Origin of the sequence: Facklamia sp. P13064 (assembly GCF_050409425.1) — a bacterium.
Lineage (GTDB): Bacteria > Bacillota > Bacilli > Lactobacillales > Aerococcaceae > Facklamia.
Genome location: NZ_JBNUPM010000004.1, coordinates 15,784 through 41,567, shown reverse-complemented (window position 1 = coordinate 41,567; position 25,784 = coordinate 15,784). Strand labels below are relative to the sequence as shown.

The window sequence follows — 25,784 nt, the reverse complement described above, 5'->3', positions numbered from 1 at the left end:
TCCAGTGAAAACCATCTTGTTGCTAAAAGACACTGCACCCCATAAATGGGGCAGAATAAAAACACCTTTCACACGAATTCTGAACGGCTCCCTGTTAAGTAGATAGGTAAAAAAGTAAATTTTATGCACCTATGGATTTTATCCGTAGGTGTTTTTATGTTGGTCTCACTATTTGGGGTCAGTTCTAAAAACAACAAGATGGTTTTTATATTAAATACGAATTTGAGTCCATTTTCCTGCCTTAAATCGGTGGCGCATAAGAAGAAAGCGTGAAAATTGATCAGATAGTACACCGATCCAAATGCCAGCGAGTCCGAGCTTAAAAATATTGACCAAAATAAGAGTAACTGCGGTACGAATAATGGATGCTGAAATAATTCCTACGAATAAGGTATATTTAACATCACCACCTGATCTAAGACAACCTGCATAAATGATTTGTGAGATCTGTAATAGAACAATGACCATAGTGAATTGAATAACAATAATAGATTGGTCAATCAACTGAGGGTCCCTGAAGTAAATACCCATTAAATCGCGTCCGAAGAAGAATAAAAAGGCTGAGAGTATTATAGAAATAACAAGTCCTATTCGTTGGCAAATTTGACCAAATTCAATCGCTACTTTAGGTTTTTCTTCACCTAAGGCCTTACCTGCAAGAGCAACAGCCGCTACCTGCATTCCATCCGCAAAAGAAAATCCTAAACCCAAAATATTCATACCAGCATTATGGATTGCGAAAGTGTTTGTTCCTAAGCTAGCAGCAGTTAATGCAGTGGCTAAGAAACCAATCCGCATCGCTAAGTTTTCGATATACATAGATGATGAGAGCTTCCCAATCGTTTTAGCAACATTGAAATCAAAATGAACTTTGTTTTTCAAGAGATACCTAACTTGAATCAAACTATGAGGTTTAAATAATGAGCGTACACTCATAAACATTGCTACGACTGAACCGAGTACAGTCGCAATAGCCGCTCCTTTAATACCTAAAGCCGGGAAGCCAAACTTACCACCAATTAATAGGTAGTTAAAGAAGACGTTCAAGACAGAAGAAGTCAGGTTAGTGACAAAAGCTATTTTGGTATTACCACTTCCTCTTTGAGCGGCATTGATCGTCATAGCAATTAAGTTAAAGACCATGCCACCCATAATAATTTGATAATAAAGAACTGCAGAAGGGTGAGTATCTGGTTGACTACCTGCTAAGTGGATAATATTACTGGCAAAGAAAACAGTGATCAAACTAAAAAGTAAACATAATATAAGAGTTAGAATCATGGCGGTAAGAAAAACGCTATTAGCACCCATTTTATCTTTTTGACCTCGACGTCTAGCAACTAAAGACGAAACGGCTATATTAATCGAAATAAAAATTGCTAAGGCAATAAATTTTGGTTGAGTGGTTAAACCAACGGCTGCAATGGCATAGCTTCCTAAACTTCCTACCATCATGGTATCTATCATCCCCGCTAAGGCAATAAAAAAAGACTCCAAGACCGAAGGCCAAGCCATTTTTAAGGCTGTTAAATAATATTTTTTGTTCATTTTAAATCATCCTTTATTTAACTTTGTAAAAAAAGTATTCAACTACAATCCTATAACTTTGCTGTCTATATTACCAGAAAATTGCCCCCTTTGTTTCTACCAACGGAGTTTGAATATGTTTGAATTAATATCAGTAGAATAGCTACTTATGCTATAATGTTTGAGAATGGACGGAGAAGGAGTGCCACAATGATTCAAAATATTAAAATTAGTGACAAAGAACATGATCAATTTGTAAAAGAACATTCTAATGGCGATATGTGCCAACTATCCTCTTGGGGAAAAGTAAAACAAGCTTTTGGTTGGAAGTGGTCAAGAGTTAGTGTGGGAACTGATGCCCAAGTGACAGGCGCCGCTTCCTTATTATATAAAGAAATCCCATTGATCAAACGGTCTATCTGTTATGTTTCGAGGGGATTCGTGGTCGATTGGTTCGATGATGAATCGGTCAAAGCATTGTTAGAAGCGGTAAAAGAAGATGCTAAAAAACACCGCGCTTTTCTAATAAAAATAGATCCTGATATAGAAGAATCAACAGCTGGTCTATTAGAACAAATTGAATCCTTTGGCTTTAAGCATCAAGGGTTCACATTTGGCTTTAAAGAGGCGGCTCAACCGCGCTTTCATATGGTAACTGATATTAATAAGAATGAAAAAGAACTCTTAAAATCCTTTCAAGGTCGAACGCGAACTAATGTCAGAAAAGCCAATAAGTATGGCTTTGATTTAGAAGATGCTCCTGAGAGTAAGATGTCTATTTTCTATGACATCATGAAAGTTACTGGTGATCGAGATGGCTTTTTAATTCGTGATCTTTCATATTTTAAACGCATTTATCAAGAAATGAATCCTCCTCATGAAGCCAAGCTCTTTTTAGTAAAATTGAATCCAGACCAAGCAATCAAAGGGCTCGAACAAGATGTTAAAAACCGCCAAAAAGAACAGAAGAATTTGTCGAAGAAAGAAATCAGTGAAGGAATTCTGCAACAGTTAGAGCAAATCGAACAGTCGATTGCAAATACTTACGATTTAATAGAATCCTTAAAGCAGGCAGAAAACGAAAGTGAAGAAACCATCTATTTATCAGGAGCAATCTACGTTCAATGTGGACGCAAGGCCTATTATTTATATGGTGCATCTTCTAACCAATTCCGTGATTTATTACCTAATTACTTTATGCAATGGGAAATGATGCGTTATGCTCAAGAACAGGGGTGTTTATCGTATGATTTTGGAGGGGTGTCGGGTATGGAGGGGCATCCAGAGGATGACGCACCTGGTTTGTTTGAATTTAAAAAGCGATGGGGAGCTAATAAAAGAGCTCGAATCGGTGAGTTTGATTACGTACTTTCGCCAATACTTACTAAATTATATCGCTTTGCCTTTTCTTTAAGAGCGCGATTGATTCAGCTTAGAAATCGGTAACGGCTTTATTTTAACGAAAGTTAAAATGGATATTAGCAAGCTACTTCTAGGGGTTCAAATTTTAAGTGAGTTACATATGAAATTAAGATTATATTTAAAATACTATTCGAACACTTGAAGTAGAAATATTGAATTAAATTCTTCCTTATTATTTTATGGCTAGTAATATATAATAGCCCAACTTATATTTTTATTTCTAAGATTCACTTAATTTCATTTAATTAGAATGTAAGAGCGGATCAATTGGAAGATTTTTCACCTATGCTATAATATCAAAGAAAGATGGAGAAGGAGTTCCACAATGATTCGAAATATTATAATTAGTGATACTGAACATGATCAATTTGTAAAAGACCACCCCAATGGCGATATGTGTCAATTGTCTTCTTGGGCCAAAATAAAACAATCTTTAGGTTGGAAGTGGTCGAGAGTTAGTGTGGGCCATGAAGACCGAGTGACAGGAGTTGCATCCTTATTATATAAAGAAATTCCTATTATCAAACGTTCTATTTGTTATGTGTCTAGGGGATTCGTGGTCGATTGGTTCGATAACGAATCAGTTAAAGCCCTTCTAGAAGTGGTTAAAGAAGATGCAAAACAACATAATGCTTTTTTAATCAAAATTGATCCAGTTCTAGAAGAGTCCACCCCTCATTTATTAGAACAGATTGAAAGCTATGGATTTAATCATCAAGGGTTTACCTTTGGTTTTAAAGAGGCGATTCAGCCCCGTTTCCATATGATTACAGATTTGAATAAAAGTGAAAAAGAAATACTGGATTCATTTCAAGGATTGACTCGTACTAATATTCGAAGAGCTAATAAATATGGCTTTATTCTAGAAGAGGCGCCTATAAGTAAAATGGCTATTTTTTACAATCTTATGAAAGAAACAGGTGCAAGAGGGAAGTTCTGGATTCGAGATATAAGTTATTTCGAGCAAATTTATAATGAAATGAATCCAAAAGGAGAAGCACAATTTTACTTAGTGAGGTTAGATCCAAAAGCAGCCATAGAAGGATTAGATGCTAATGATAAGAATCGTCAAAAAGAATTGAAAAGTCTCAAAAAGAAAAAACCAACTCCAGAATTTGAACAACAAATCAAACATTTAGAAGAAGCGATTGAAAAATCTGCTCATCAGAAAAAAACTCTTGAGCAAATTGCTCAAGAAAATCCAGCCGGCTATTACTTATCAGGAGCCATTTTCGTTCAATCAGGTGGGAAAGGCTATTATTTATATGGTGCCTCATCTAATCAACTACGTGAATTACTACCGAATGACTTTATGGTTTGGGAAATGATGCGTCAAGCGAAAAAGCGGGGATGCCATTCATTTGACTTGGGAGCAATTTCTGGCTTAGAAGATAAGCATGAAGATGATGCACCCGGACTGTATAATTTTAAGAAACGTTGGGGTGCCGTTAAAAGTGCTCGAATTGGTGAGTTTGATTATGAATTATCGCATTTTATTTCAATCTTATATCGTCAATTATTTAAGTTGCGCCAAATTTACTTTAATTGGCAAAAGAATTGAAAATAATAGTCGTAAAGAACGATAACTGACAAATTGTAATAGATTATTACTAGAATATTCATAAATACATGATATACTAGAATCTCGAAAGGGAGGTAATTTTGTGAAATTTTTAAAACGCTCACTGGTAACAATAATGATAGTAAGCCTAATCTTTGGTTTAGTATATGCAGGTGGAATCGGCTATTATTCTAATCGTTTTCAAGCAAATACTAAAGTGGGACAAATTGATGTAAGTAACTTGACACTCCCTCAAGCAGAGGAAAAAATAGAAAAATATGTACTAGATCAACAAATTGAATTTTTTGAAAATGATCGGTCAGTAGCAAGTATTAAAATGAAGGATTTACAGCCTCAAATTGACCAATCTGCTAAATTGGAAGAGCTTTATAATAATCAAAATCCAAATGCTTGGTTAAATTATTACTTTAAAGGTCAAAGTTTTGAAGACACCTCTTTAACTGACATAGAGATCGATTACCAAGTATTACAGGATAAATTAGAGGTCCAAGGTTTAGATAATAATAAGCGTTCCGCTTCACAAGATGCCTTTATCGACTATTCAGAAGCAGAAGGCTACCATGTTGTTGAAGAAAAACAGGGAACTCAGATTGATGAGGAAGCTTTAAAAAATGGTATGATGGCTCAGATTCAAGCGGGTAATTCTAACGTAGAATTAAATCAATATTACAAAAAGCCTACAATGACCAGTCAAGATAGCAAAATTGAAGAGTTTTTGGAACAAATTCAAGATGTTGTAGATACAGAGATAACTTTAGAGATTGATGGCAACGAAGAAGTCATTCCTAAGAAAGAAATTGAAAAGTGGCTGCATTTTGATGAGAACAATCAAATCGTTTTCGATGAAAATATGATTATGGAATTCTTAAAAACATACAATGATAAGTATTCATCTTACTTAAATCCTCGTTCCTTTAATTCTACTTTACGAGGTCAAGTTACAGTACAACCTGGTACTTTAGGATGGTCAATTGATCGACAAGCTGAAGCGAGTCAAATTGTAGAAGATTTGCAAAAAGGCGAGGACGTACGTCGCGATCCAGTAGTAGTAGGAAGCGGTTATGGAAGTGGTGGCGATGATATTGGTTCAACTTATGTTGAAGTAGACTTAGCTAACCAAACAATGTTTATCTATATTAATGGTCAACTTTTCACACAAACACCGATTGTTTCAGGAAAAGATGGGGCTGAAACAGTTCCAGGCGCTTATGCAATTTGGAGCAAGGAAAGAGATCGGTATTTAGAAGGATATGACTGGGTAAACGAAAAAGACTATAAAGTACATGTGGATTATTGGATGCCGTTTGATACTGTTGGTCAAGGTATTCATGATACTGCTAGTAGACCGGCCTATGGTGGAGATATCTATCGTTCTAATGGATCAATGGGATGTATCAATACTCCACCAGCAGTTATGCAACAAGTTTATAACGCTTTAGAAGTTGGTACGCCTGTCATTGTTTTCTAATTTATGCAATTTTTTTAAATACAAGCATCAGCATATGTGAACAATCACATATGCTGATGCTTGTTTTTTATTTTGAAGAAACTGCGGCAGGTTAAAAACTTAAAAATAGGCGAGTATAAACACTGACATTCTTAAATACCTTGGAGGTAGCCATGAAGATTATTGAAATTTCTTATGATGAACTTGCACATTTTTTAGCTAATAAAAGTGGCTTTTCTTTTTTACAAACAGCTCAAATGGCTAAAGTTTTAGTTGCTCGCGGTTTTCAGGAAAAACGTTTAGCTTTAGAAAATGCAGGAGTTATAAAAGCTGTGGGATTGGCTTATAGCCAAAAGGTCTTCGCCGGTAAAAGAATGGAATTAATGGCAGGGACTTTTGCAGCAGAAGAACAGTATGAATCACTTTTCTACCAGCATCTAAAGTTATATGCCAAACGCATGAAAATCACGGAGGTGATTGTTCAACCTAATCACAAGGATCATCTCTATAATAGTGAAGCAACAGCCATTAAGGATTTAGAAGCAATACCAAGCTATTTTGATGAATTAGGTTATACTAGAGAAAAGTCAAATGTCTACAATATGCAAGGAATGCCGACTTTCCAATATTTAAAAGATTTAAGTGCTTTTACATCAGAAGATGAAAAATTGCTTTTAAAATCTTTTAATAAAAATAGTCAAAGAAAGATTAAAAAGGCTAAGCAGTTTGGTCTTTCGATACGAACAATGGACTATGAAGAAATGGAAGATTTCTGCAGAATAACTAGGGAAACCGCTCAAAGACAGGACTTTGGAGATAAATCACTAGATTATTATCAAGCAATGTATAAAAACTTTAAGGATCAAGTTGAGTTTTTAGTAGCTGAGATCAATCTTCCTAAAGCCATTGAAAAACTAAAAAGACAAATCAATGAATTAAACCCCAAAAAAGTTCAAGATCAAGACCGAATCAAGTCATTAGAGAAAGATATAGAAATGGTTCAAGCCATTCAAGATGAAGAGAAAAAAGAAATTATTCCTTTAGCAAATATGTTAATAGTTTATTTAGATCAAGAAGCAACTTATTTTCTGGGGGGATCGCTAGAATCTTATCAAAATTTTTCAGCTCCATTTCTATTACAATATGAAGCCATGATGCGAACAATTAAAAAAGGGATTCCTTATTATAATTTTTATGGAATTGAGGGGGAATTTGATGGAAGTGATGGCGTTATGCGTTTTAAACAAAATTTCAATGGTTTTATTCTTGAAAAAACGGGCGTTTTCTTCTATCGTCCGTTCCCGCTTTATTATAAATTGACTCACTCTTTAAAAAGAATAGTATTTGGCTTAATTCCAAAAAAATAATGCAAAATAGGATAAAACCATCTGCAATAAACAGGAGGTTTTTGTGCAGAAAATAAAGCGTTTTCCTTTTAGAATATTGAATATCTGATATAATTGAAGAGAAATAATTAGAATCTGGAGAAAGGTAAAAGAATGGATATTAGACAACTAAAGTATTTCGTTGAAATTGTTCAGTCAGATTGCAATATGACTAGAGCAGCTAAGCACCTTTTTGTTAGCCAATCTGCACTTAGTCAAATAATTTCTTCATTTGAAGAAGCTCATAATTTAGACCTTTTTTATCGCGAAAGAGGTCGCTTGGTAGGACTGACGCCGATTGGTCATAAGTATTATAAGTATGCTTTAGAAATGATTGGTCTTCATGATCGAATGATGACGACCATTCACAATGAGTCGCGCAAGCTTAATAATGTGGTACGCATCGGTCTACCTTCTATTGTATTGAGAACTAGACTAACTAATGTCGTCTTAGATTTACGAAAAACTTATCCGGATGTAAACCTAGAAATTATTGAGGGCGGTTGTCAGTTCTTATATGAAAGGTTAGATGAAGGCGATGTGGATCTGGCTATTCTGATGGATCCCATTCGACGGACAGGGGAATTTCAAGACCAGGTTCTGATTCACGATAAATTTGTTGTCTTTATGGATCCTAACAATCCTTTAGCCAAGAAGAAAAAAGTGACCTGGGATGAAGTGAACCAAATGCCTATTGCCATTTTTAATGAATCATTTTCTACTAATCGTTTGGTAATGGATCAATTTGCTCAAAGACAGATGAAACCTGAAATTTTCGTTCACTCTTCTTCTTGGGAATACCTTATTGATCTTGTAAAAGGGAATGAAATAATTACGATTCTTCCTCTATCTACTTATCATTTAATGAATTCGGATCAAATAATTTATCGCGAATTCAAAAAAGATTTACCTTTTAATATCTATTTATCAAGAAAAAAATATGAAGCTTACCCGACCAGCCATAACTTACTTTATGACTGGATTAAAAACTATATAGACCAGCAAGTAATTAGTGGGTAAGAGTCAAATATCTTTCAAGCATATTTCTAAATTTTAGAAATATGCTTTTTTTGTGCTGTCCACTCTTTTTTTAAATAATTTTTTAAATTTAACAAAACTGCTTTGAAAAAAATTAGGCAAAACTTTATTTAAATAGTTGGCGATTACACAAAGTATTTAATAGATAAAATTTAATACGAATTCATATTAAATCAAAAGCTATCGCACTTATGACCTCTTTGTGAAAAATTTTTATAAAAAAACTGCTGAATTTGTGAAAAATAGTGGGAGAAATCACAATTAAAATCCTACCTGATTAGTAAATGTAATGGAATCGATTTCTTTTTCTAAGTTGCAAGCCTCTAAATGATTGCCTATACTCAATTTGTAAGCGCTTATCAAATTTTGTGTTGCATAATTTATGGAGTAAGTATTTAAATTTGATCGATCAAAGTCAATTTTGAGTTTGTGAATTATTTTTATCTAACAAGTTTTACTTTGTGATTTTGATTGAAGGAGAGAATAATGACTCAGTTAAAGACTTTAAGTTATACGGTTGATAAAGGCATAGCCAAGCTTGTCCTCAATCAACCCAAGAGCCTGAATGCTATTAATTCAGCAATGTTGGATGACCTAAATACCTTTATGGATGCAATGGAGCAGGACGAGAGTATTCGAGTAATTATCTTGACGGGTGAAGGTAAAGCCTTTATGGCCGGTGGAGATATTAAAGAAATGATGAAGATGGATGACCAAGTGGCTAAGAAATTCATTGAATATGGAAATTATACAATGAATCGCTTAGCAGGCCTTAAGCAAATAATGATTGGGGCTATTAATGGTTATGCCTTAGGTGGTGGTTTGGAACTCGCTTTAACTTGTGACTTAAGAATAGGAAGTTCTGAAAATACAATCGGTTTTCCTGAAGTCGGCTTAGGAATTATGCCAGGCTATGGAGGCACTCAAAGAGCTGTCCGTTTAATCGGCTTAGGTGCAACAAAACGATTAGTTTTCACTGGAGAATTGATAGATGGTAAAGAAGCTTATCGATTAGGTTTGATTGACTATTTAGTTCCTTCAGCAGACTTATTAGAAGAAGCTGATAAATTAGCTGACAAACTAATGCAGCAAGCCCCACTTGCTTTAAAAAAAGCCAAACTGGCTATTAATCGAGGTTCCCAATCAAGCTTACAAGAAGGACTCTTATTAGAAAATGAAATTGTGATTGGATTATTTAATAGTCAAGATCGTATCGAGGGTATGAATGCCTTTGTTGAAAAGCGAAAAGCTAATTTTAAAGCCAAATAAGTTAGGAGGAATAGTATGAGTCAATATCAAGCGATCTATGATGAAAAACGTCGTTCAGTTGAAGAGTTAGTCGCAATGATTGAACCGGGTGAAGGGATCGTTCTAGCAGCGGCTGGAAGTGAGCCATTATTGATTACCCAAGCTTTAAACAATGCTAAGCAACTTAAAGGGAATCGATTGTATCGGATGTTATCAATGTCACCGGTAGTTAATCTAGCTAAAGATCAATTAAAACAGTTTACTTTTTTCTTATCAGGCTTGGATCGTAAGGCTATGAGAAATACAGATGTCGATTTAATTCCTTCTCATTTCTCAGAAATACCCGCCATTATTAAACAAAGAGAACCAGAACCTGTAATGATTAGTCAAGCTTCACCAATGGATGAAGATGGATACTTTTCATTTGGCTTAACAGCTGCTTATACACCGTGCACGGTTGAGTTTGCAAAAAAAGTGTTTCTTGAAGTAAATGAAAATATGCCGCATACACATGGAGAGGGGATGAGAATTCATATCTCAGAAGTAACTGCTTTTGTAGAATCTTCTGAAGATGTTGTAGAATTACCGGATATCGAATTATCAGATAAGGACCGCAAAATTGGTGAGTATGTTGGGGACATTATTGAGGACGGTTCAACTATTCAAATCGGCTTTGGAACAATTCCAAATGCTGTTATGAATGCTTTAAGCCATAAGAAAAACTTAGGGATTCATACCGAAATGTTGCCATCATCAATAGTAGATCTTTATAACAATAAAGTTATTACTAATGAAGAGAAACCGGTCGGTAAACACCGTTTCTCAACAACTCTAGCTTTAGGAAATCGTCGCTTGTATGATTTTATTGATAATAATGAGGATGTCGAAATTCTTCCGGTTAACTTCATAAACAATATTGTTGAACTTGCAAAAATTGAAAACCTGGTCTCAGTCAATACAACTTTAGAAATTGACTTCTTGGGTCAATGTAACTCTGAACAATTAGAAGATTTCTACTATTCTGGTACCGGTGGTCAATCAGACTTTGCTGTGGGGGCAAGAATTGCTGCCAATGGTGTGGGAATTGTTTGTCTATATTCAACAGCTAAAGATGATACCATTTCTCGAATTGTTCCACATTTACATAGTGGTTCACCTGTTTCAACCTCAAAAAATGATATTGAAATTGTTGTTACAGAATATGGGGTAGCCCACCTTAAAGGTAAGAGTATTCAAGAAAGAGTACAAGCTTTAATTGAAGTGGCGCATCCGAAGTTCCGTGATGGTTTAAGAGAAGAAGCCATCAAGCTTGGTTATTTAGAAAATAAAAAATTAAAATAAAAGAAAAGGATTGATTTTAAAATGACTACAAAGATTGAAAAATTACAGTATTTATATCCAGAAGATATCTATGGTTACTCGCATGATCTTTCAGAAAATGAAGTAAACTTTCTAATGAAGCTGCGTGAAGTACTTGAAAAAGAACTTTATCCAGTTATTGATGAGCACTGGAAGAAAGAGCTTTTCCCGATGGAAGCTTTTAAGAAAATTACTGATTTAGGTTTGATGACTCATCCAACTCTTTTCGAGGGACGGGAAAATAAACGTAAAACTTCAGAAATTTTTAATCTTTTCCGTCTTTATGAATTAAACCGTATGGATTCTTCAATTGGTGCATTCACTATCGTCCACGGAGGACTTGCTTACTCAACTGTTTTAATCGGAGGATCTGAAGAACAAGTTAATTACTATGCACCTAAATTGGCCTCTTATGAATGGCATTCATGTTTCGGTTTAACTGAACCTCTTCACGGATCAGATATTGCCGGTGGTCTATCAACAACTGCTGAGAAACAAGGTAATAAATGGGTCTTAAACGGTGAGAAGAAATGGATTGGCGGGGCAGCAACTGCCGATGTTTTACCAATTTTTGCACGCGACGTTGAAGATGGCAAGATTAAATGTTTCATGGTAGCAGGCGGAACTAAAGGCTTAACAGTCGATAAGATTGATGGAAAGATTGCCTTAAGAATGGTCCAAAATGGACATATTAAATTAAATAATGTTGAAGTGGACGCTGAAGCGCGTTTAGAAAATATTAATGGCTTTAAAGATGTCGCTAAGATCTTATACACTACTCGTGCAGATGTGGCTCACTTAGCAACAGGTTTACATGCTGGAGCTTTAGCTAATACCTTGAAATACGTTAAAGAGCGTGAGCAATTCGGTAAGAAAATTTCTGAATTCCAACTAGTTCAAGAAAAACTAGCCAGAATGCAAGCAAACTGTGTGACTTCATTAGGACTATCTCACCGTTTAGCTGTTCTACAAGAAAAAGGTAAGTATGCAGAAGTTCAATCTTCACTTGCTAAAATGAATAACGCTTACCGTCTGCGTGAAACAGTAGCCCTAGGACGTGAGCTATTAGGTGGTAACGGTATTATTGTTGAACACGATGTGGCACGCTTCTTCGTGGATGCTGAAGCAGCATATTCTTATGAAGGAACCCACGAAGTCAACTCATTAATTATCGGTCGTCACTTAACAGGTAAAGGGGCCTTTGTTTAGAAATACCAAGCTGAAGCAAGAGATAAGGAGCGAATTATGAAGAAAAATTTAGATGAAGTAGTTATTGTTGGGGCAGCCAGAACACCTGTAGGAGCCTTCTTGGGCGATTTAAAAACGGTTCGTGTTCAAGACTTGGGAACAACTGCTTTAAAAGAAGCAGCTAAAAGAGCAGGTGTCAGCCTAGAAGAAATTGAAGAAGTTATCTGTGGCCATGTGGTTGGTTCACCTACTTCAAGTAATATTGGTCGTGTAGTCGGCATTAATGCAGGTTTACCGATTGAATCTACTGGTTATACAGTCAACCGTTTGTGTGGTTCTGGTATCCAATCAGCTGTTTCAGCTGTACAGCTTTTACAAGCTTCTGAAAAGAAATATGTGGCGGCAGGGGGAGCAGAGTCCCTATCTAGAGCACCTTATTTCTTACCAGAAGAAGTGCGTTTCCAAGGATTTAAAACTGGTGATCAGCGATTAATTGATGCGAATACTATGATTCATACAGGGTCAGTCGGTGATGGGTACCCAGACTTGATTCATATGGGACAAACAGCAGAAACTTTAGCAAAGATGTATAAGATTTCGCGTGAAGAGCAAGATGAATTTGCTTTAAACAGTCAAGCCAAGGCCAAAAAAGCCATGGAATCAGGACGCCTCGCTCAAGAAATTGTGCCAGTTGAAATAACTGATCGTAAGGGAAATGTGACTGTGATTGATAAAGATAGTCACCCACGTCCGGATACTAGTATGGAAAAATTAGCTAAGCTAAGACCAGCTTTTGTTAAGGGTGGAAGCGTCACAGCCGGAAACTCTTCTGGACTAAATGATGGGGCAGCTTTCGAAATTTTTACGACTAAAGAAAATGCCGCGGCTAATAACTTAGAAATCATGGCTAAAGTAATGGATTATTCTGTTACTGGCTGTGAGCCAGATTTAATGGGGTTAGGACCAGTTAATTCGATTAAAGAAATTTTGGAGCGTAATGATTTTACTTTAGAAGATATCGATATTCTTGAGATTAACGAAGCTTTTGCAGCCCAAACTCTAGCCTGCTTGAAAGAATTGGGTAATGGCCCTGAAACAGAGCTATATGAACGCTTAAATCCAAACGGAGGGGCTGTTGCATTAGGACACCCATTAGGATGTACAGGGGCGCGAATGATTACAAGTATTTGTTATGAGTTCAAGAACCGTCCAGAAACACGCTATGCGATTGCATCAGCTTGTATCGGCGGCGGAATGGGAATATCTATCTTATTAGAAAACGGCTATTACAAGGACTAAGTCTAAAGAGATTAGGAGAAGATTAAATGAAAATTCAAAAAACAATGGTCATTGGATCAGGTATTATGGGCAATGGTATTGCCCAAGTCCTTGCCCAGGCTGGTTATGAAGTTTACTTAAATGATATTAAAGAAGAATTTATTGATCGCGGATTAGAAAAGATTCATAAAAACTTGCAAAGAAATGTTGAAAAAGAAAGAATGACGGCTGAAGAAGTCGAAAGAATTAAAGGAAGAATCCATAAGTCTCTTTCTTATGATGATGCTAAAGATGTTCAACTAGTGATTGAAGCAGCCACTGAAAATCGTCAAATTAAATTGGAGATTTTTAAAGAGTTAGATAAAGTCACACCTGAGGAAGCTATTTTAGCCACTAATACTTCTTCTCTGTCACTAACAGATATTGCTTCAGTAACTAATAAGCCGGATAAAGTAGTTGGTATGCACTTCTTTAATCCAGTACCAGTTATGAAATTGGTTGAAATTGTGACAGCTTTACAAAGCAGCGAAGAGACGATTCAAACCGTTCAAGAAGTGATCGATGCCTTTAATAAGACCATGATTATCGCAGATGACTCACCAGGATTTGCAGTTAACCGAATCTTAGTTCCAATGCTTAATGAGGCCATCTTTGTATTGGGTGAAGGAATTGCCAGCAAAGAGTCCATTGATACAGGGATGAAATTAGGAGCAGGTCATCCTATGGGCCCACTTCAATTATGTGATTTAATTGGTTTGGATACTTTATTATCAGTGATGACCGTTCTTTATAACGGATTCAATGATCCTAAATACCGTCCGGCACCATTGCTTAAACGAATGGTTGAAGCGGGATATTATGGTCAAAAATCTGGCAAAGGCTTCTATGACTATTAGGAATTGCTATAACTAAAAAGTTTACTTCTGTTAAACTAGAGCTAACAATTTGACCCCCTCATTTTGTCGGCTCTAGTTACTTTTATCTAACTAGTCACAAGGGGAGAGCCATAATTATGGAGGTGGAAATATGGATAGAATTTGCCAATTATTGGGGATTGAATACCCCATTATTCAAGGAGCAATGGCCAATGTGTCGCGCTATCAATTAGTAGGAGCGGTCTCTGAAGCAGGAGGCTTAGGTGTGATAGCATCTGGTGGTATGTCAGCTGATGAGTTAAGAAGACAGATTCAAGAAGTTAAAAAAATGACTCGTAAGCCCTTTGCGGTTAACTTAATGTTGCAAATGAAGAATATCGAGGAATTGGTTGAAGTAATTATTGAAGAAGGAGTACCGGTGGTTACCACTGGTGCAGGAACTCCTAAGAATTTTATATCAGCTTTGCATCAAGCTAATGTGAAAGTACTGCCAGTTATACCTAATGTTAAAATCGCTAAAAAAATGGAAGCGCTAGGTGTTGATGCAATTATAGCAGAAGGACAAGAAGCAGGAGGTCATATCGGACAAGTTTCAACCCTGCCTCTAGTTCGCCAAGTGATTCGTTCAGTTGATGTACCTATTGTGGCAGCCGGTGGTATTTTTGATGGTGCGGGTATGTTAGCTGTGGAAGCCTTAGGGGCTAGTGGAGTTCAGATAGGTTCTCTTTTTCTAAGTTCCAAAGAAAGCCCTATCAAAGAAGGATTCAGGAACTTAGTCCTACAAGCCGACGAAACAACCACGGTGGTTACTGGACGTCGTCTAGGACATCCTGTTCGTGTGTTACCGAATAAAATGACTGAAAAATATATTCGTTTAGAATATGAAGGGGCTTCAGATGAAGACCTAATGAAATTAGCAGAAGGTGCTATGCGGCGTGCAGTTTATGAAGATGATGTCGAGGAAGGATCCCTTATGTGTGGTCAATCAATTGGCTTAATTACTGAGAGCCAGAATGTTGATGCGATTATTCAAAAATTAATGGAAGAATACCGCCAAGCACGCTTAAAGCTAATCAATCAATAAACATTTATAATAAGCTACTAAAAATCTCTAGACTTCTAGTAGCTTTTTAAGAGTTTTAAAAATAACAATAGTTGAGTAGATATCTTTAATGAAAACAGATTGAAAACGATTAATATCAGCATTCTTTGACAGGACTGCTAGAGTGTTTAAGTTAAGAATTTAAGTTAATAAGAATACTAGTATCACAACAAAAGTATGGAAGGGGTTATGACTTTAGAAATTAAACAAATTAGAGAAGACGCTATGACTTAATTAGTGGATTTAGTCCATGAGGCATGGTTCGAAGGGGTTTATAAAGCGAAGAAATTTGAAAAGACAGCATCTGCTATTTCCCTTAACAAAGCACTATAGAACAGCTCATTAGGATGCGTTGCCGTTCTTGGTGGATAAATTGTTGGTATGACTCTTTGTTTAACGAAAGAAGCAGATTCGACTTTTAGAATGTTCCAGTTAGACTTTATTGACAAATTGATCACCTTATCCAACCAAGCGCAACCGGATGAAGTCGAACGAGTGACTCGCGTCTTCTAAAGTGAACGTCAAGCCTATAGACAATTAATTACCGAAGTCTTTGATTATTTTAAAGAACAGGACTTGGAAAATGTTTATTTAATCACCGATACGGATTGCAATTACCGTTTTTATGATTACCTCCATTTCGAGCTTATCAATGAGACACGTATTAAATTACCAACCAAAGAGGGCTTTAGATATCGGGATGAATTTATGTATGCCTATTCACTTTAAACAAAAATTTTAAGACAGCTTAATCCTTTAAGATTAGGCTTTTTTTATGCAAAAATTTAGAAAAATAAAAAAACACAAAAATTTTTGTTGACAGGAAAAAGGAAAGACGGTAATATTCATTTTGAAAATGATAATAATTACTATTTATCTTTAGGCAGATAAATTTAAAAAAGGAGATCGTATGAAGTATCAAGCAAAAACAAAAAAATGGTGGTTAGTTCTTTGTCTTATTATTGGCTCTTTAGTGAATATTTCTTCAATTCAATCTGTTAAAGCAGAAGAAGAAAGAAAAATAGTCACTTCTTTTTATCCAATGTATGCCTTAACCAAGGAAATCGTTGGCGATAAACACCCTGTTTTGATGATTAATTCAGCGAATGGTATTCATGGTTTTGAGCCTTCGGCTAATGATGTGGTGGCCATTTATGATGCTGATATCTTTGTTTATCACTCAGATATCTTAGAATCTTGGGCTCAAAAAATTAAGCACAATGTCGAAAAGCAAGAGAAATCTAATGTGATTATTATTGAAGCTTCGAATGGATTAGCTATGAAGAAAGTGCCGGGTCTAGAAAAACTAGAATTGATGGAGGGTAAAGATGAATCAACCCTTTATGATCCACATACCTGGTTAGATCCCATTGAAATAGGCGAAGAAGCAAAGTTGATTGCTCAAGCCTTAGGGGAAGTGGATAGAGATAATAAAGATTACTATTTGCAAAGAGCAGAAAGTATTGGAACGCAAGCTCAGGTTATAACGGATAAATACACCTCACTTTTTAAAAAGCTCAAGCAAAAGACTTTTGTCACTCAGCATACAGCCTTTTCTTATTTAGCCACACGCTTTGGCTTAACACAGTTGGGAATAGCAGGTGTGTCTGGACAAGAGCCCAGTGTGAAACAATTGCAAGAAGTGAAAAAGTTTGTGGAAAAATATCAAGTCAAAACCATTTTTACCGAGCCGAATATTTCAGATAAAGCTTCACAATTAATAGCCCAAGAGACTGGAGCTAAGGTAGAAGTCTTGGATCCCTTAGAAGCGGATCCCCATAATGATTTAAGTTTACTAGCTAATTTAGAAAATAATTTACAAAAACTGTTAAAAGTTTTGCAAGAAGAAGGAGAGAAATAAATGAAACCATCTAAAATACTCTTGTCATCCGCCGCTTTATTGACACTTTTAAGTTGGCATGAACCAATTAAATCAATCTACGCTCAAGATGATAAAGATTCATTCATTAATTATATTGAGGGTAGCGATGGAGAAAAGCCAAGTAATGTCTCAAGCACTGAAAACCGCACTATGGAAGAAATTTCAATGGAAGAAGGCATTGCGGGCGAGCAAATTATTGTCCAAATCAATAGGGAAGGTTATGTGACTTCTCACGGTGATCATTATCACTATTTCAATGGAGCAGTTCCTAGTGATGCTATTTTTTCAGAGGGAGTCTTAGCCCCTGAAGATTATCAATTTAATGAAGAGGATCTTGTTAGTCAAACGGATGAAGGACAAATTATTTTAGTAGATGACCAATATTATCTTTATATAGAAAATCCAGATCAAGCTAAAAATCTTCGTTCTTTAGAAGAAGTGTTACTACAGTCATACAGTATGGATCCTGTCGATGCAAAGGCTATTTATGATTTGATGGAAGAATATGATCTTGGCGAAGAGGCTATTATTACTTATGAATTAGAACGCAGTCCTGAAGAAGTAGCAGATCAAAAAGGGATTGAAGGAGAGCATGTTGTTGTCTATTTAACCGAAGAAGAGTTTGTAACCAATCACGCTTTTGATTTACATGTTTTCTATGGTGACCTTGATCCAGAGGCTGTTTTCTCTGAAAGACTCCTAACACCTGAAGATTATCAATTGGACCAAGAAGATGTGGTCGCAGAAATTAAGAATGGATACATTGTAAAGCTAGAAGATCAGTACCAAGTTTACATAGCTCCTGAAGATCGGGCCCAAGCTGATAATATCCGAACTTTCCAAGATATTGAAGCTCAAGTAACCAGCAGTCAAAAGGTCTTTAAACAAGCAGGTGGAGTGCGTAAAGATGTAGCTAACACCATAGCAGCTGGTGAAGTGGGTGGATCAGGTAACCGCAATTCTAGTGGAGCTTACGTAACGGATGATGGATATATCTTTAACCCTTATGACGTTATAAAAGATTTAGGCAATGGCTTTATTGTTCCCCATGGTGACCACTTCCACTTTATTCCAAAGTCAGATTTAACGCCTCAAGAAATAATGATTGCAAACGCTGTTCTATCAGGTGGAAAAATTTCACAAGGCAATAGTAAAACAGCTGATAAAGGAATGGTTGATCAGATCATTCATGACAAAGCTGTTAATCATAAAGGTCCTTACACAACGGATGATGGCTATGTCTTTTCAGTGGGATCCATTACTAAGGTAACGGATACAGGTTTAATTGCTGCTCATGGTAGTCACTTCCATTTTGTTCCTTTTGCTCACTTAAACAAAGGAGAATTAGCCCAAACACAAGCTTATATTCAAAAGAAATTCGGAATTAAACGTAATTTATTGGCTGAATTTGGTTTAGCTAAAGAAGATAACAAAGTTGATCAGCCAAGTAATAAAAAACCTTCTCAAAACCTTGATAAGATAGCTGATAAGCCAACTGAAAATGATCAAGGTAATAAAAACCAAACAAATTCAGAATATCAGCGCCTATTAGCCAAACTCTATGCTTTGCCAATCAACCAACGTCATACTGAATCTGATGGTTTGGTCTTTGACCCGGAACTCGTAACAGATGAGATTGAGGGAGACTTCGTCTTACCTCATGGTGACCACTTCCATGTTATTCCACGTTCAAGTCTATCAGATTTAGAAATTAAATTAGCAGAAATGAAATTAGGCAAACGTCCATCAGTCGCTGTGAAGCCAAAAAACCCACAAGTTGATAAAGCAGATAATGAAAAACCAGCTGAATTAGACCAAGCAAGTCAATCTGAAAAGCCTAGCCAACCAGATCAACCAAAAGCAGATGGAAAAGTTGATTTCTTAGCTCAAAATTATAAGAAGTCAGCTAAGGGTAAGGACGGTAAAACATATACAACGGATGATGGCTATGTTTTCACACCAGAAAGTATTTTGAACTACTCTAAAAAGGGGCTTACAGCTGAGCATGAAGGACACACTCACTTTATTCCTTTTGGTGATTTAGACGACAGTGAATTGAAAGCAGCTGCTGACTTTATCAATCAGCGAAACATTAATGCAGCAGAAGAAAGTAAATATACAGCAGAAGAAATTGCAGCCAAGTTGGCCTATATTTCTTTGGAAAATGGTGTAGCCATTGAAGATCTGGAAGTCAACGGTAACGAAGTGATTATTCCGCACGGTAATCATTCACATACAGCGAATATGGATAAAATTCCAACAGAATTAAAGCAGTCTAACTTCACATCGGAAGAAGACTATCAAACTCAATTGATTACGCTTAAAATGAGTGAAGTATCGCGTAATAAGGATTACATTGATGTTTGGCGTAAAGATGCTACCATTTATGCTTTAACGAAGTTCTATAAAGTAGTAGAGATACCATTAGATGACATAGAATTACCAATTAAATATGATCAAGTCTCATTAAAAGATGTAAAAACAATAGAAGATCCACTTTTTGAAAAGAAAGTCTATGTCGCTCAGCGCTATAAAGTTAAGCCATCTGATATGTTTATCTTTAATGGTCGTATCAAAGTTGGTGATCTTAATTTAGTGATCGATGAGATTGACGTAACAGAAGCCTATGAAACAGATTCAAATGATTTGCCAGAAACTAAAGAAAATGTTGAAGGAGAAAAGGATGAAGTGGTTGAAGAAACTCCTTCTAATAAAGGAGTTAGCCATCAAGCGGTCATTGAATATATTAAAAACTACTATGGTAAGGCTGCTAAGTCTGTTAAGTACGGAAAAGGTTTTGGATATATAGTGACGCCAGCTTCTGGAGAAGAGAATGTATTAATTATAGAGTCTGAAGCAAGAGCAGCGATGGAAAATAAAGAGGCATTGCCAGAACTTGCTAGTCAGAAGGATGGCGTAGATTCAGAAAATGAAGTTTCTTCACTAGATGAAACTACCAAAGAAATTTCGATGGAACAATTGAAAAATTTTGTAGGTAATTACTATGGGGTAAACCCATCAAGTATTCAAATATTTTCAGGCATGGTAATCGTTCCAAATCCTAATCCAGATTATGCCAACCTTAATCTTACGATTAAACAAGTAAAGCTTGCTTATATTATGAATGGTGAATTACCTGCTATGCCACAAGTTGCTCCTTTTGCAAAAGAAGAGATTGGAGAACGAAATGATTCTAATTTAGATGATGCAGAAATAGGCAAATAATCAAAATTATAACAAAGTTATGTTAAGAGTCCTTGTTAATGATCAAAGGACTCTTAATTTTTATTTAGGGAAATTAAATATCAAAATTTATGTCATACAAATAAATTTGATAGACAAGAAAGTAGGCATATTTTATAATCAAAATAAATTTTTTGATTATAAGGAGCAAAAGCTATGGCTAAGAAATATCAGTGCTCTTATTGCGGGAAAGAGTTTTCCAAGTCTAAAATTGACTGGGAAGGTTCAGAACCTGAGTTTGAAGAATATTACTGCAAAAAATGCAGCGAATCTCTTATACAAGCGAGTATCAATGCGATGGATCCCAATAGCAACGGCTATGAGGAAGATGGATTTTAGGAAGAGGAAAGGTTAGGTTTTTAAATTTAATTATTAAAGCATTTCATTTAAATAGAAAATAAGACTTCTATCGATAGGAGTCTTATTTTAATTGTCTACTACAAGACTTAGAAGTAGCCAAGGAATGTCTATTCATTCATGATATAATATAGGAACAATCTTCAAAACTTAGCTTAAAGTAGTAAGAAAAGAGGCATTTAATGAAGCGCTTTATTGAAATTGATGAACTTAGCCAGTATCCAAAAGCTTTTTTTATAAATGTAACACTGGGAAATGATCAAGCCAGTGGAGATGACCACTATTTAGGACTTGAGGAGCCACTATATAATGAGGCGAGTCACATTCCGCATGCCAAGTCATATTATTACGAATTGGTGTACGATGATAAGGGGTATATGAGGTCCCAGAAAAGTTTATAAGCTCATTTCAAAGACCTTAAAGACAAAGAGCTCATGGTGTCTTGAGGATTGGGCGTAACCGCTTGTAGCAATTTATTAGCCTTAGATGAAATAGGCATTGAAGGAAAGTTATACACTGGTTCTTATTCGCAATGGTTGAAGAAAAAGCAGAAAGCTGTTAAAGGAAATGATGAGTAGAAAGAGTGAGTGAATGAAAAAAGAAATATTTCCGACTGAAGTATTGGAAGTTGAAATTACTGAGTTAGACCATAAAGGAAATGGCTATGCCCGTTATGTCCATGCGCCAGACCGTGGGTCGAATGGAAAGGGCTTGAAATTATTTATACCCAATGCCGTTCCAGGGGATAGAGTTCGGGTGACGGTACCTAATGCCAAGGGCAGAAAGCAAGCAGTCGTACCGTTTGATGCATTATTAGCAGCCAGTCCTGATCGTAATCTTGATATTCCGCTCAAAGACGCCAATGCCGGGGGAACGCCATTAATTTCCATGACCTATCCAGCTCAGTTAGCTTATAAAACCCAAGAAGTAAAGGACCATTTAGCAAGCCAAGGATTCGATCCGGCTTGTGTTCGACCCATTATTGGGATGGATGATCCCACCCGTTATCGTAATAAAATGGAGTTAAGCTTCGGAGCTGAAGGGGCTATCGGTATGCATGAACAAGGTAACTTCACCAAAATCATCGATATGAAAGATTCGGTGCTTGCTCCTAAACTATTTGTCCGAGTAAAAGAAGTAGTCGCCGACTGGCAAAAAGATTATCAATTATCCTATTATGACAAACAGACTCAAAAAGGTCTTTTGAGAAATCTCTTATTGCGTCAATCCTTTGTCACCGGGGAGTTGATGGTAGTGATTTATGCCACTGAAGCACCTAGTCAAATGCAAGAGGCAGTGGATGATTTGAGTCAGCGGCTAAGCAAACGCTTCGATCAATTAGTTAGTTTACAATGGGTTCTACACAAGGAAGCGACGGAACGGATTCAAGCCGACGAAACGTTTATTCTTCATGGGCGCGATTATATTAATGACGAATTAAATGGCTTTCGCTATCGGATCTGGCCGGAGACCTTTTTCCAAGCCAATCCTGTCCAAGCGGAGAAATTGGTACAACTAGCCTTGGAATTCGCCCAGGTCAATGATCAAATGCGCGTCTTAGATCTTTTCTGCGGGGTGGGAACTTTTAGTTTGCCCCTAGCTGAAAAGGCTAAAGACTTAGCCGGTATTGAGATTGTGGACCAGTCGATTCAATCAGCTATTCGCAATGCGATTGATAACGGCTTAGACAATACCTTCTTTATGACCAGTGATGCGAGAAATGGCTTGAAGCGCTTGGAAACCGAGTGGGGACGACCTGATTTATTACTATTAGACCCTCCTCGTTCTGGGGCCGGTGGAAAAGTCATGCGTGCCATTGGAAGATTTGGTACGGATAAAATTGTTTATGTTTCTTGTTTCCCTAAAAGTTTAGCAGAGGATTTGGTTTGGTTACGTGACTTTGGTTATGAATTAATCTCTGTCCAGCCGGTGGATCAATTTCCGCATACAACGCATGTGGAGACGGTAGCGTTATTGTCCAAACTAGATATCGACCAATGTATTAAAGTGAAATTAGATATGGACGAGTTAGATGTAACAGCATCTGAAAGTAAGGCTACTTATGAAGAAATTAAAGAATATGTTATGAAGAAACACGGCATGAAAGTATCTAATCGTTATATATCGCAAGTAAAGAAGAAATGTGGACTTGAAGTTGGTAAAAATTATAATGTTTCAAAGAAGGAAAATCCTATAGCACCTAATTGTCCACCTGAAAAAGAAGAGGCAATTAAGGAGGCTTTAAAACATTTTAAGATGATTTAAATTGGAGTATCTCGTAAAGCCCCATTGAGCTAGCAGTCAAGGGGGCTTTTTCTTGTGTGCCCAGCATGGGCACAATCTAATGGGTGAAAGTCCCTAGTCTGCCCTAGTAGTGGGAAAGACATAGCCGAACACCAAGGGTGTCCATCATGAGGTGGAATCTGAAGGAAGGTGTAGGCAAAACTCCGGTCTGACGAACAGAAATCACATCAGGCTGTACTTATGGATAAGGCTGCTAGACAAGTTAAAGTCCAATAACTACTCGGGAATAAATACAGTAAATGTGGCAGATATATGGAGTGAAAGAGTGTGCTCTTACCTGGGGAGGTCTTATAGGTAGGTGGAAACAGAGTAAGAAATCTATAGTAACAACGAACTGTAAGAAGTCAGCAGAAGTCATAGTAGCCGACGGCTTAAGACGAATGGGGAAGGAGTGAACTTTAGGAGATATGAAGAAAATGAATGTAACTGATGATAGATACAAGAATAGAAAACCTTAGAAAGAAACAGAGGGCTACTTGGGGAGGGGATCTGCGGAACAGAAAGAGGAGCCAAGAGCATTCGCCTATCAGAGGATTACTGAAACAAAGCATATCGACACAAACTTTAGTGATGCTGGGCTACTTGAGAAGATACTGTATAGACAAAATCTGAATAAAGCCAATCAGCGAGTAGTATCCAATAAGGGAGCTAGCGGAATCGATGAGATGAGTGTATATGAACTTATGCCGTATCTCAAAGATAACAAAGACAGCCTGCTCGAGAAGTTAAGAACGGGCAAATACAAGCCACGACCCGTATTAAGGGTAGAAATTCCCAAAGAAACAAAAGGGGAATACCGAAAGTTAGGAATACCGACGGTAATAGATAGACTGATACAACAAGGGATCCCCCAAGTATTAAGCCCAATCTATGAAAAACAATTTTCCGAAAATAGTTATAGACGCAACAGCGGAATGGACAGGAATATTCAAACGGCCTATACCTCGCGATTTACAAAGTTTTATTATTGATGAAAATTTGATCGTTTTAAAGCGGGTATACGCTAGATTTAACGGCGGTAAAGCAACAGATACCTATCAAATACAAAGCGAGCCCCCTCTATTAATGTATGCTAGACATTTAAACCCTAATAACGGCTTAATCAGTCTTATACCTAGCGAGTTATTAGAGAATGGCAAAGGCTTTGATGATGCTTTACTAAGGAACGCCTTAGCTACCCGCATATTAGCTATGCGCAACAACCGCAACAAAGTTAAAGGCAATAAGATAAAACTAGATACACTTTGCAAAGAAGTTGGCAAAACAAACCCTACCTATAACCAAAGACGGACTCTTAAAGATAATGCCGAAAACATATTGACCGAATGGAAAAAAATGAAATTTATTAAAGGCTACGATATTTACAAATTAGACGGTAGCAGAGCCATTGAAGGGTTTATAATTCAATATACACCTTTTAACAAAGCCTTAAATTAGCCCGCTTGATTTTAGCGGGTAATTTTTGGCCTGTTTATTATACATACAGTAATTTAGTGGTTTTGTATACATTGTAATAAAATAAGCGTATGCAATTTAACACCCCCGTCATTTAGCACAAGTACCTACGGCATTTAGCACAAGTTAAACGAGTTAAAAAACACGCCTTATCCTTAGAGCACCAACGATTTACAGTGTTTAAAAAAACCGACCATAAGTATACGTAAGTACATGTAAGTATACTTAGACGGCCTAGCCCGCCCTTGCTAGGGCAGGCGAGCAGGCCTTAATATAAAGGCAAGAAAAAAAACCCCAGCGACAGCGGGGGCAAAAAGGTAGTCGCATCAATTAATCTAGATAACCTATACACCGCCCCAGCGTTCACGAATTTAAAATAAGTGTAGCAAATTGATGCGAAAACAAAGGTAATCTAAAGGCGCAAGAGTAAAGAGTGTAAACAAAGTGTAAAAGGGGAGATATGAAAAGGTAAGTATAAAACCAGTGCCAGCGCAAAAGGAGTGATAGCTAACACACATAAACAAAAATGAAGAATTGGAGTCCCTAAAAAGGGAAAAGACCACAAAACGCACACCCTAAAAAGATAAAATAGGCAGAAATGGCACCCCTAAAAAATGGATAGTGACAAAAATGACCTACAAAAAAGTACCCAGAGTAAACAGAGGTATTAAAAAAACTATTTACAAAAGAGGCAAAACAATGCAAATTAAAATAGCAACAACCCCAAGCGTAAGAATAGCTAATAGTTATGAAAATAAATTAGTCGATTGGAACGACTTTATAAAAGATTTTAAAGATAAATATGCTACCACAGACACCGTAGAAAGCTATCACGCGAAATATGACAAAAATAGCAAAAAATACGCAGAGCAAAGAGAATACAAACTAAGTCATAAGAATAAAAGAGGCGCTTTTGTAGGGGGTGGCTATCAGTCAATGAACCAAGAGCAGGGTTAAACAGAGATAATAAAAATATACTACTAAGAACGTTATTAGCCTTTGACTTTGACAACGGAACACCAGAACATTTTAACGATATAACAGACCGTTTAAATGCTTCTGATTATGCTTTTATTTTATATACTACTCACT

Annotated in this window: 20 protein-coding genes; 19 read left to right on the top strand and 1 reads right to left on the bottom strand. The window is 36.6% G+C overall.

Annotated features, from left to right (window positions below; translation table 11 throughout):
* Positions 1-210 precede the first annotated feature (210 nt).
* The gene (locus ACQV2S_RS02900; RefSeq protein ID WP_428884992.1) at positions 211-1,548 is read right to left on the bottom strand and encodes an MATE family efflux transporter; all 1,338 of its coding nucleotides are present in this window, start codon (positions 1,546-1,548) and stop codon (positions 211-213) included.
* A 189-nt stretch (positions 1,549-1,737) separates the two neighbouring features.
* Between ACQV2S_RS02900 and ACQV2S_RS02895 the strand changes: the two genes are divergently transcribed.
* The 19 genes from ACQV2S_RS02895 (at position 1,738) to ACQV2S_RS02805 (ending at position 25,649) form a co-directional block, all read left to right on the top strand.
* The gene (locus ACQV2S_RS02895) at positions 1,738-2,973 is read left to right on the top strand and encodes a lipid II:glycine glycyltransferase FemX (protein WP_428873514.1); all 1,236 of its coding nucleotides are present in this window, start codon (positions 1,738-1,740) and stop codon (positions 2,971-2,973) included.
* 301 nt (positions 2,974-3,274) lie between these two features.
* The gene (locus ACQV2S_RS02890) at positions 3,275-4,510 is read left to right on the top strand and encodes a lipid II:glycine glycyltransferase FemX (protein WP_428873515.1); all 1,236 of its coding nucleotides are present in this window, start codon (positions 3,275-3,277) and stop codon (positions 4,508-4,510) included.
* A gap of 103 nt (positions 4,511-4,613) precedes the next feature.
* Complete coding sequence (locus ACQV2S_RS02885) at positions 4,614-5,999, top strand: L,D-transpeptidase family protein (protein ID WP_428884991.1); 1,386 nt, start codon at positions 4,614-4,616, stop codon at positions 5,997-5,999.
* Positions 6,000-6,151: 152 nt separating this feature from the next.
* Entirely contained in the window at positions 6,152-7,345 is a 1,194-nt protein-coding gene (locus ACQV2S_RS02880; RefSeq protein ID WP_428882288.1) for a peptidoglycan bridge formation glycyltransferase FemA/FemB family protein, read from the top strand.
* 132 nt (positions 7,346-7,477) lie between these two features.
* Positions 7,478-8,383, top strand: a complete 906-nt coding sequence (locus ACQV2S_RS02875) for a LysR family transcriptional regulator (protein ID WP_428873517.1) — start codon at positions 7,478-7,480, stop codon at positions 8,381-8,383.
* Between the two features lie 504 nt (positions 8,384-8,887).
* Positions 8,888-9,670: an enoyl-CoA hydratase/isomerase family protein gene (locus ACQV2S_RS02870; RefSeq protein WP_428873518.1), complete on the top strand. Its 783-nt coding sequence runs from the start codon at positions 8,888-8,890 to the stop codon at positions 9,668-9,670.
* Positions 9,671-9,685: 15 nt separating this feature from the next.
* Positions 9,686-10,990 carry an acetyl-CoA hydrolase/transferase family protein gene (locus ACQV2S_RS02865; RefSeq protein WP_428873519.1) on the top strand — a complete coding sequence of 435 codons (1,305 nt, stop codon included), beginning with the start codon at positions 9,686-9,688 and terminating at the stop codon, positions 10,988-10,990.
* Positions 10,991-11,011: 21 nt separating this feature from the next.
* Positions 11,012-12,217 (top strand): acyl-CoA dehydrogenase family protein, encoded by a 1,206-nt coding sequence (locus ACQV2S_RS02860; RefSeq protein ID WP_428873520.1) that lies wholly within the window; start codon positions 11,012-11,014, stop codon positions 12,215-12,217.
* A gap of 33 nt (positions 12,218-12,250) precedes the next feature.
* On the top strand, positions 12,251-13,495 hold the full coding sequence (locus ACQV2S_RS02855) for a thiolase family protein (protein ID WP_428873553.1): 1,245 nt from the start codon (positions 12,251-12,253) through the stop codon (positions 13,493-13,495).
* Between the two features lie 26 nt (positions 13,496-13,521).
* On the top strand, positions 13,522-14,370 hold the full coding sequence (locus tag ACQV2S_RS02850) for a 3-hydroxybutyryl-CoA dehydrogenase (protein WP_428873521.1): 849 nt from the start codon (positions 13,522-13,524) through the stop codon (positions 14,368-14,370).
* Positions 14,371-14,500: 130 nt separating this feature from the next.
* Positions 14,501-15,433, top strand: coding sequence for an NAD(P)H-dependent flavin oxidoreductase (locus ACQV2S_RS02845; RefSeq protein ID WP_428884990.1), 933 nt, complete (start codon positions 14,501-14,503; stop codon positions 15,431-15,433).
* 399 nt (positions 15,434-15,832) lie between these two features.
* The gene (locus ACQV2S_RS02840) at positions 15,833-15,964 is read left to right on the top strand and encodes a hypothetical protein (protein ID WP_428873523.1); all 132 of its coding nucleotides are present in this window, start codon (positions 15,833-15,835) and stop codon (positions 15,962-15,964) included.
* Between the two features lie 397 nt (positions 15,965-16,361).
* Positions 16,362-17,312 (top strand): metal ABC transporter solute-binding protein, Zn/Mn family, encoded by a 951-nt coding sequence (locus ACQV2S_RS02835; RefSeq protein ID WP_428884989.1) that lies wholly within the window; start codon positions 16,362-16,364, stop codon positions 17,310-17,312.
* Positions 17,313-20,558, top strand: coding sequence for a pneumococcal-type histidine triad protein (locus ACQV2S_RS02830; protein ID WP_428884988.1), 3,246 nt, complete (start codon positions 17,313-17,315; stop codon positions 20,556-20,558).
* Between the two features lie 174 nt (positions 20,559-20,732).
* Complete coding sequence (locus ACQV2S_RS02825; RefSeq protein ID WP_428873527.1) at positions 20,733-20,915, top strand: hypothetical protein; 183 nt, start codon at positions 20,733-20,735, stop codon at positions 20,913-20,915.
* Between the two features lie 200 nt (positions 20,916-21,115).
* Positions 21,116-21,334 carry a hypothetical protein gene (locus ACQV2S_RS02820; RefSeq protein WP_428876105.1) on the top strand — a complete coding sequence of 73 codons (219 nt, stop codon included), beginning with the start codon at positions 21,116-21,118 and terminating at the stop codon, positions 21,332-21,334.
* A 190-nt stretch (positions 21,335-21,524) separates the two neighbouring features.
* Complete coding sequence (gene rlmD / locus ACQV2S_RS02815; protein WP_428884987.1) at positions 21,525-23,198, top strand: 23S rRNA (uracil(1939)-C(5))-methyltransferase RlmD; 1,674 nt, start codon at positions 21,525-21,527, stop codon at positions 23,196-23,198.
* A 909-nt stretch (positions 23,199-24,107) separates the two neighbouring features.
* Positions 24,108-24,674 carry a hypothetical protein gene (locus ACQV2S_RS02810; protein ID WP_428884986.1) on the top strand — a complete coding sequence of 189 codons (567 nt, stop codon included), beginning with the start codon at positions 24,108-24,110 and terminating at the stop codon, positions 24,672-24,674.
* A 717-nt stretch (positions 24,675-25,391) separates the two neighbouring features.
* Positions 25,392-25,649, top strand: coding sequence for a hypothetical protein (locus ACQV2S_RS02805; RefSeq protein WP_428873530.1), 258 nt, complete (start codon positions 25,392-25,394; stop codon positions 25,647-25,649).
* Positions 25,650-25,784: the final 135 nt, after the last annotated feature.

What these genes read in the sequence shown, in the direction of transcription:
- ACQV2S_RS02810 (WP_428884986.1), top strand. Translation starts at nt 24,108, where the DNA reads ATGAAAAACAATTTTCCGAAAATAGTTATAGACGCAACAGCGGAATGG.
- ACQV2S_RS02845 (WP_428884990.1), top strand. Translation starts at nt 14,501, where the DNA reads ATGGATAGAATTTGCCAATTATTGGGGATTGAATACCCCATTATTCAA.
- ACQV2S_RS02880 (WP_428882288.1), top strand. Translation starts at nt 6,152, where the DNA reads ATGAAGATTATTGAAATTTCTTATGATGAACTTGCACATTTTTTAGCT.
- ACQV2S_RS02865 (WP_428873519.1), top strand. Translation starts at nt 9,686, where the DNA reads ATGAGTCAATATCAAGCGATCTATGATGAAAAACGTCGTTCAGTTGAA.
- ACQV2S_RS02890 (WP_428873515.1), top strand. Translation starts at nt 3,275, where the DNA reads ATGATTCGAAATATTATAATTAGTGATACTGAACATGATCAATTTGTA.
- ACQV2S_RS02805 (WP_428873530.1), top strand. Translation starts at nt 25,392, where the DNA reads ATGCAAATTAAAATAGCAACAACCCCAAGCGTAAGAATAGCTAATAGT.
- ACQV2S_RS02820 (WP_428876105.1), top strand. Translation starts at nt 21,116, where the DNA reads ATGAAGCGCTTTATTGAAATTGATGAACTTAGCCAGTATCCAAAAGCT.
- ACQV2S_RS02830 (WP_428884988.1), top strand. Translation starts at nt 17,313, where the DNA reads ATGAAACCATCTAAAATACTCTTGTCATCCGCCGCTTTATTGACACTT.
- ACQV2S_RS02875 (WP_428873517.1), top strand. Translation starts at nt 7,478, where the DNA reads ATGGATATTAGACAACTAAAGTATTTCGTTGAAATTGTTCAGTCAGAT.
- ACQV2S_RS02860 (WP_428873520.1), top strand. Translation starts at nt 11,012, where the DNA reads ATGACTACAAAGATTGAAAAATTACAGTATTTATATCCAGAAGATATC.
- ACQV2S_RS02835 (WP_428884989.1), top strand. Translation starts at nt 16,362, where the DNA reads ATGAAGTATCAAGCAAAAACAAAAAAATGGTGGTTAGTTCTTTGTCTT.
- ACQV2S_RS02870 (WP_428873518.1), top strand. Translation starts at nt 8,888, where the DNA reads ATGACTCAGTTAAAGACTTTAAGTTATACGGTTGATAAAGGCATAGCC.
- ACQV2S_RS02850 (WP_428873521.1), top strand. Translation starts at nt 13,522, where the DNA reads ATGAAAATTCAAAAAACAATGGTCATTGGATCAGGTATTATGGGCAAT.
- ACQV2S_RS02900 (WP_428884992.1), bottom strand. Translation starts at nt 1,548, where the DNA reads ATGAACAAAAAATATTATTTAACAGCCTTAAAAATGGCTTGGCCTTCG.
- ACQV2S_RS02840 (WP_428873523.1), top strand. Translation starts at nt 15,833, where the DNA reads ATGACTCTTTGTTTAACGAAAGAAGCAGATTCGACTTTTAGAATGTTC.
- rlmD (WP_428884987.1), top strand. Translation starts at nt 21,525, where the DNA reads ATGAAAAAAGAAATATTTCCGACTGAAGTATTGGAAGTTGAAATTACT.
- ACQV2S_RS02895 (WP_428873514.1), top strand. Translation starts at nt 1,738, where the DNA reads ATGATTCAAAATATTAAAATTAGTGACAAAGAACATGATCAATTTGTA.
- ACQV2S_RS02825 (WP_428873527.1), top strand. Translation starts at nt 20,733, where the DNA reads ATGGCTAAGAAATATCAGTGCTCTTATTGCGGGAAAGAGTTTTCCAAG.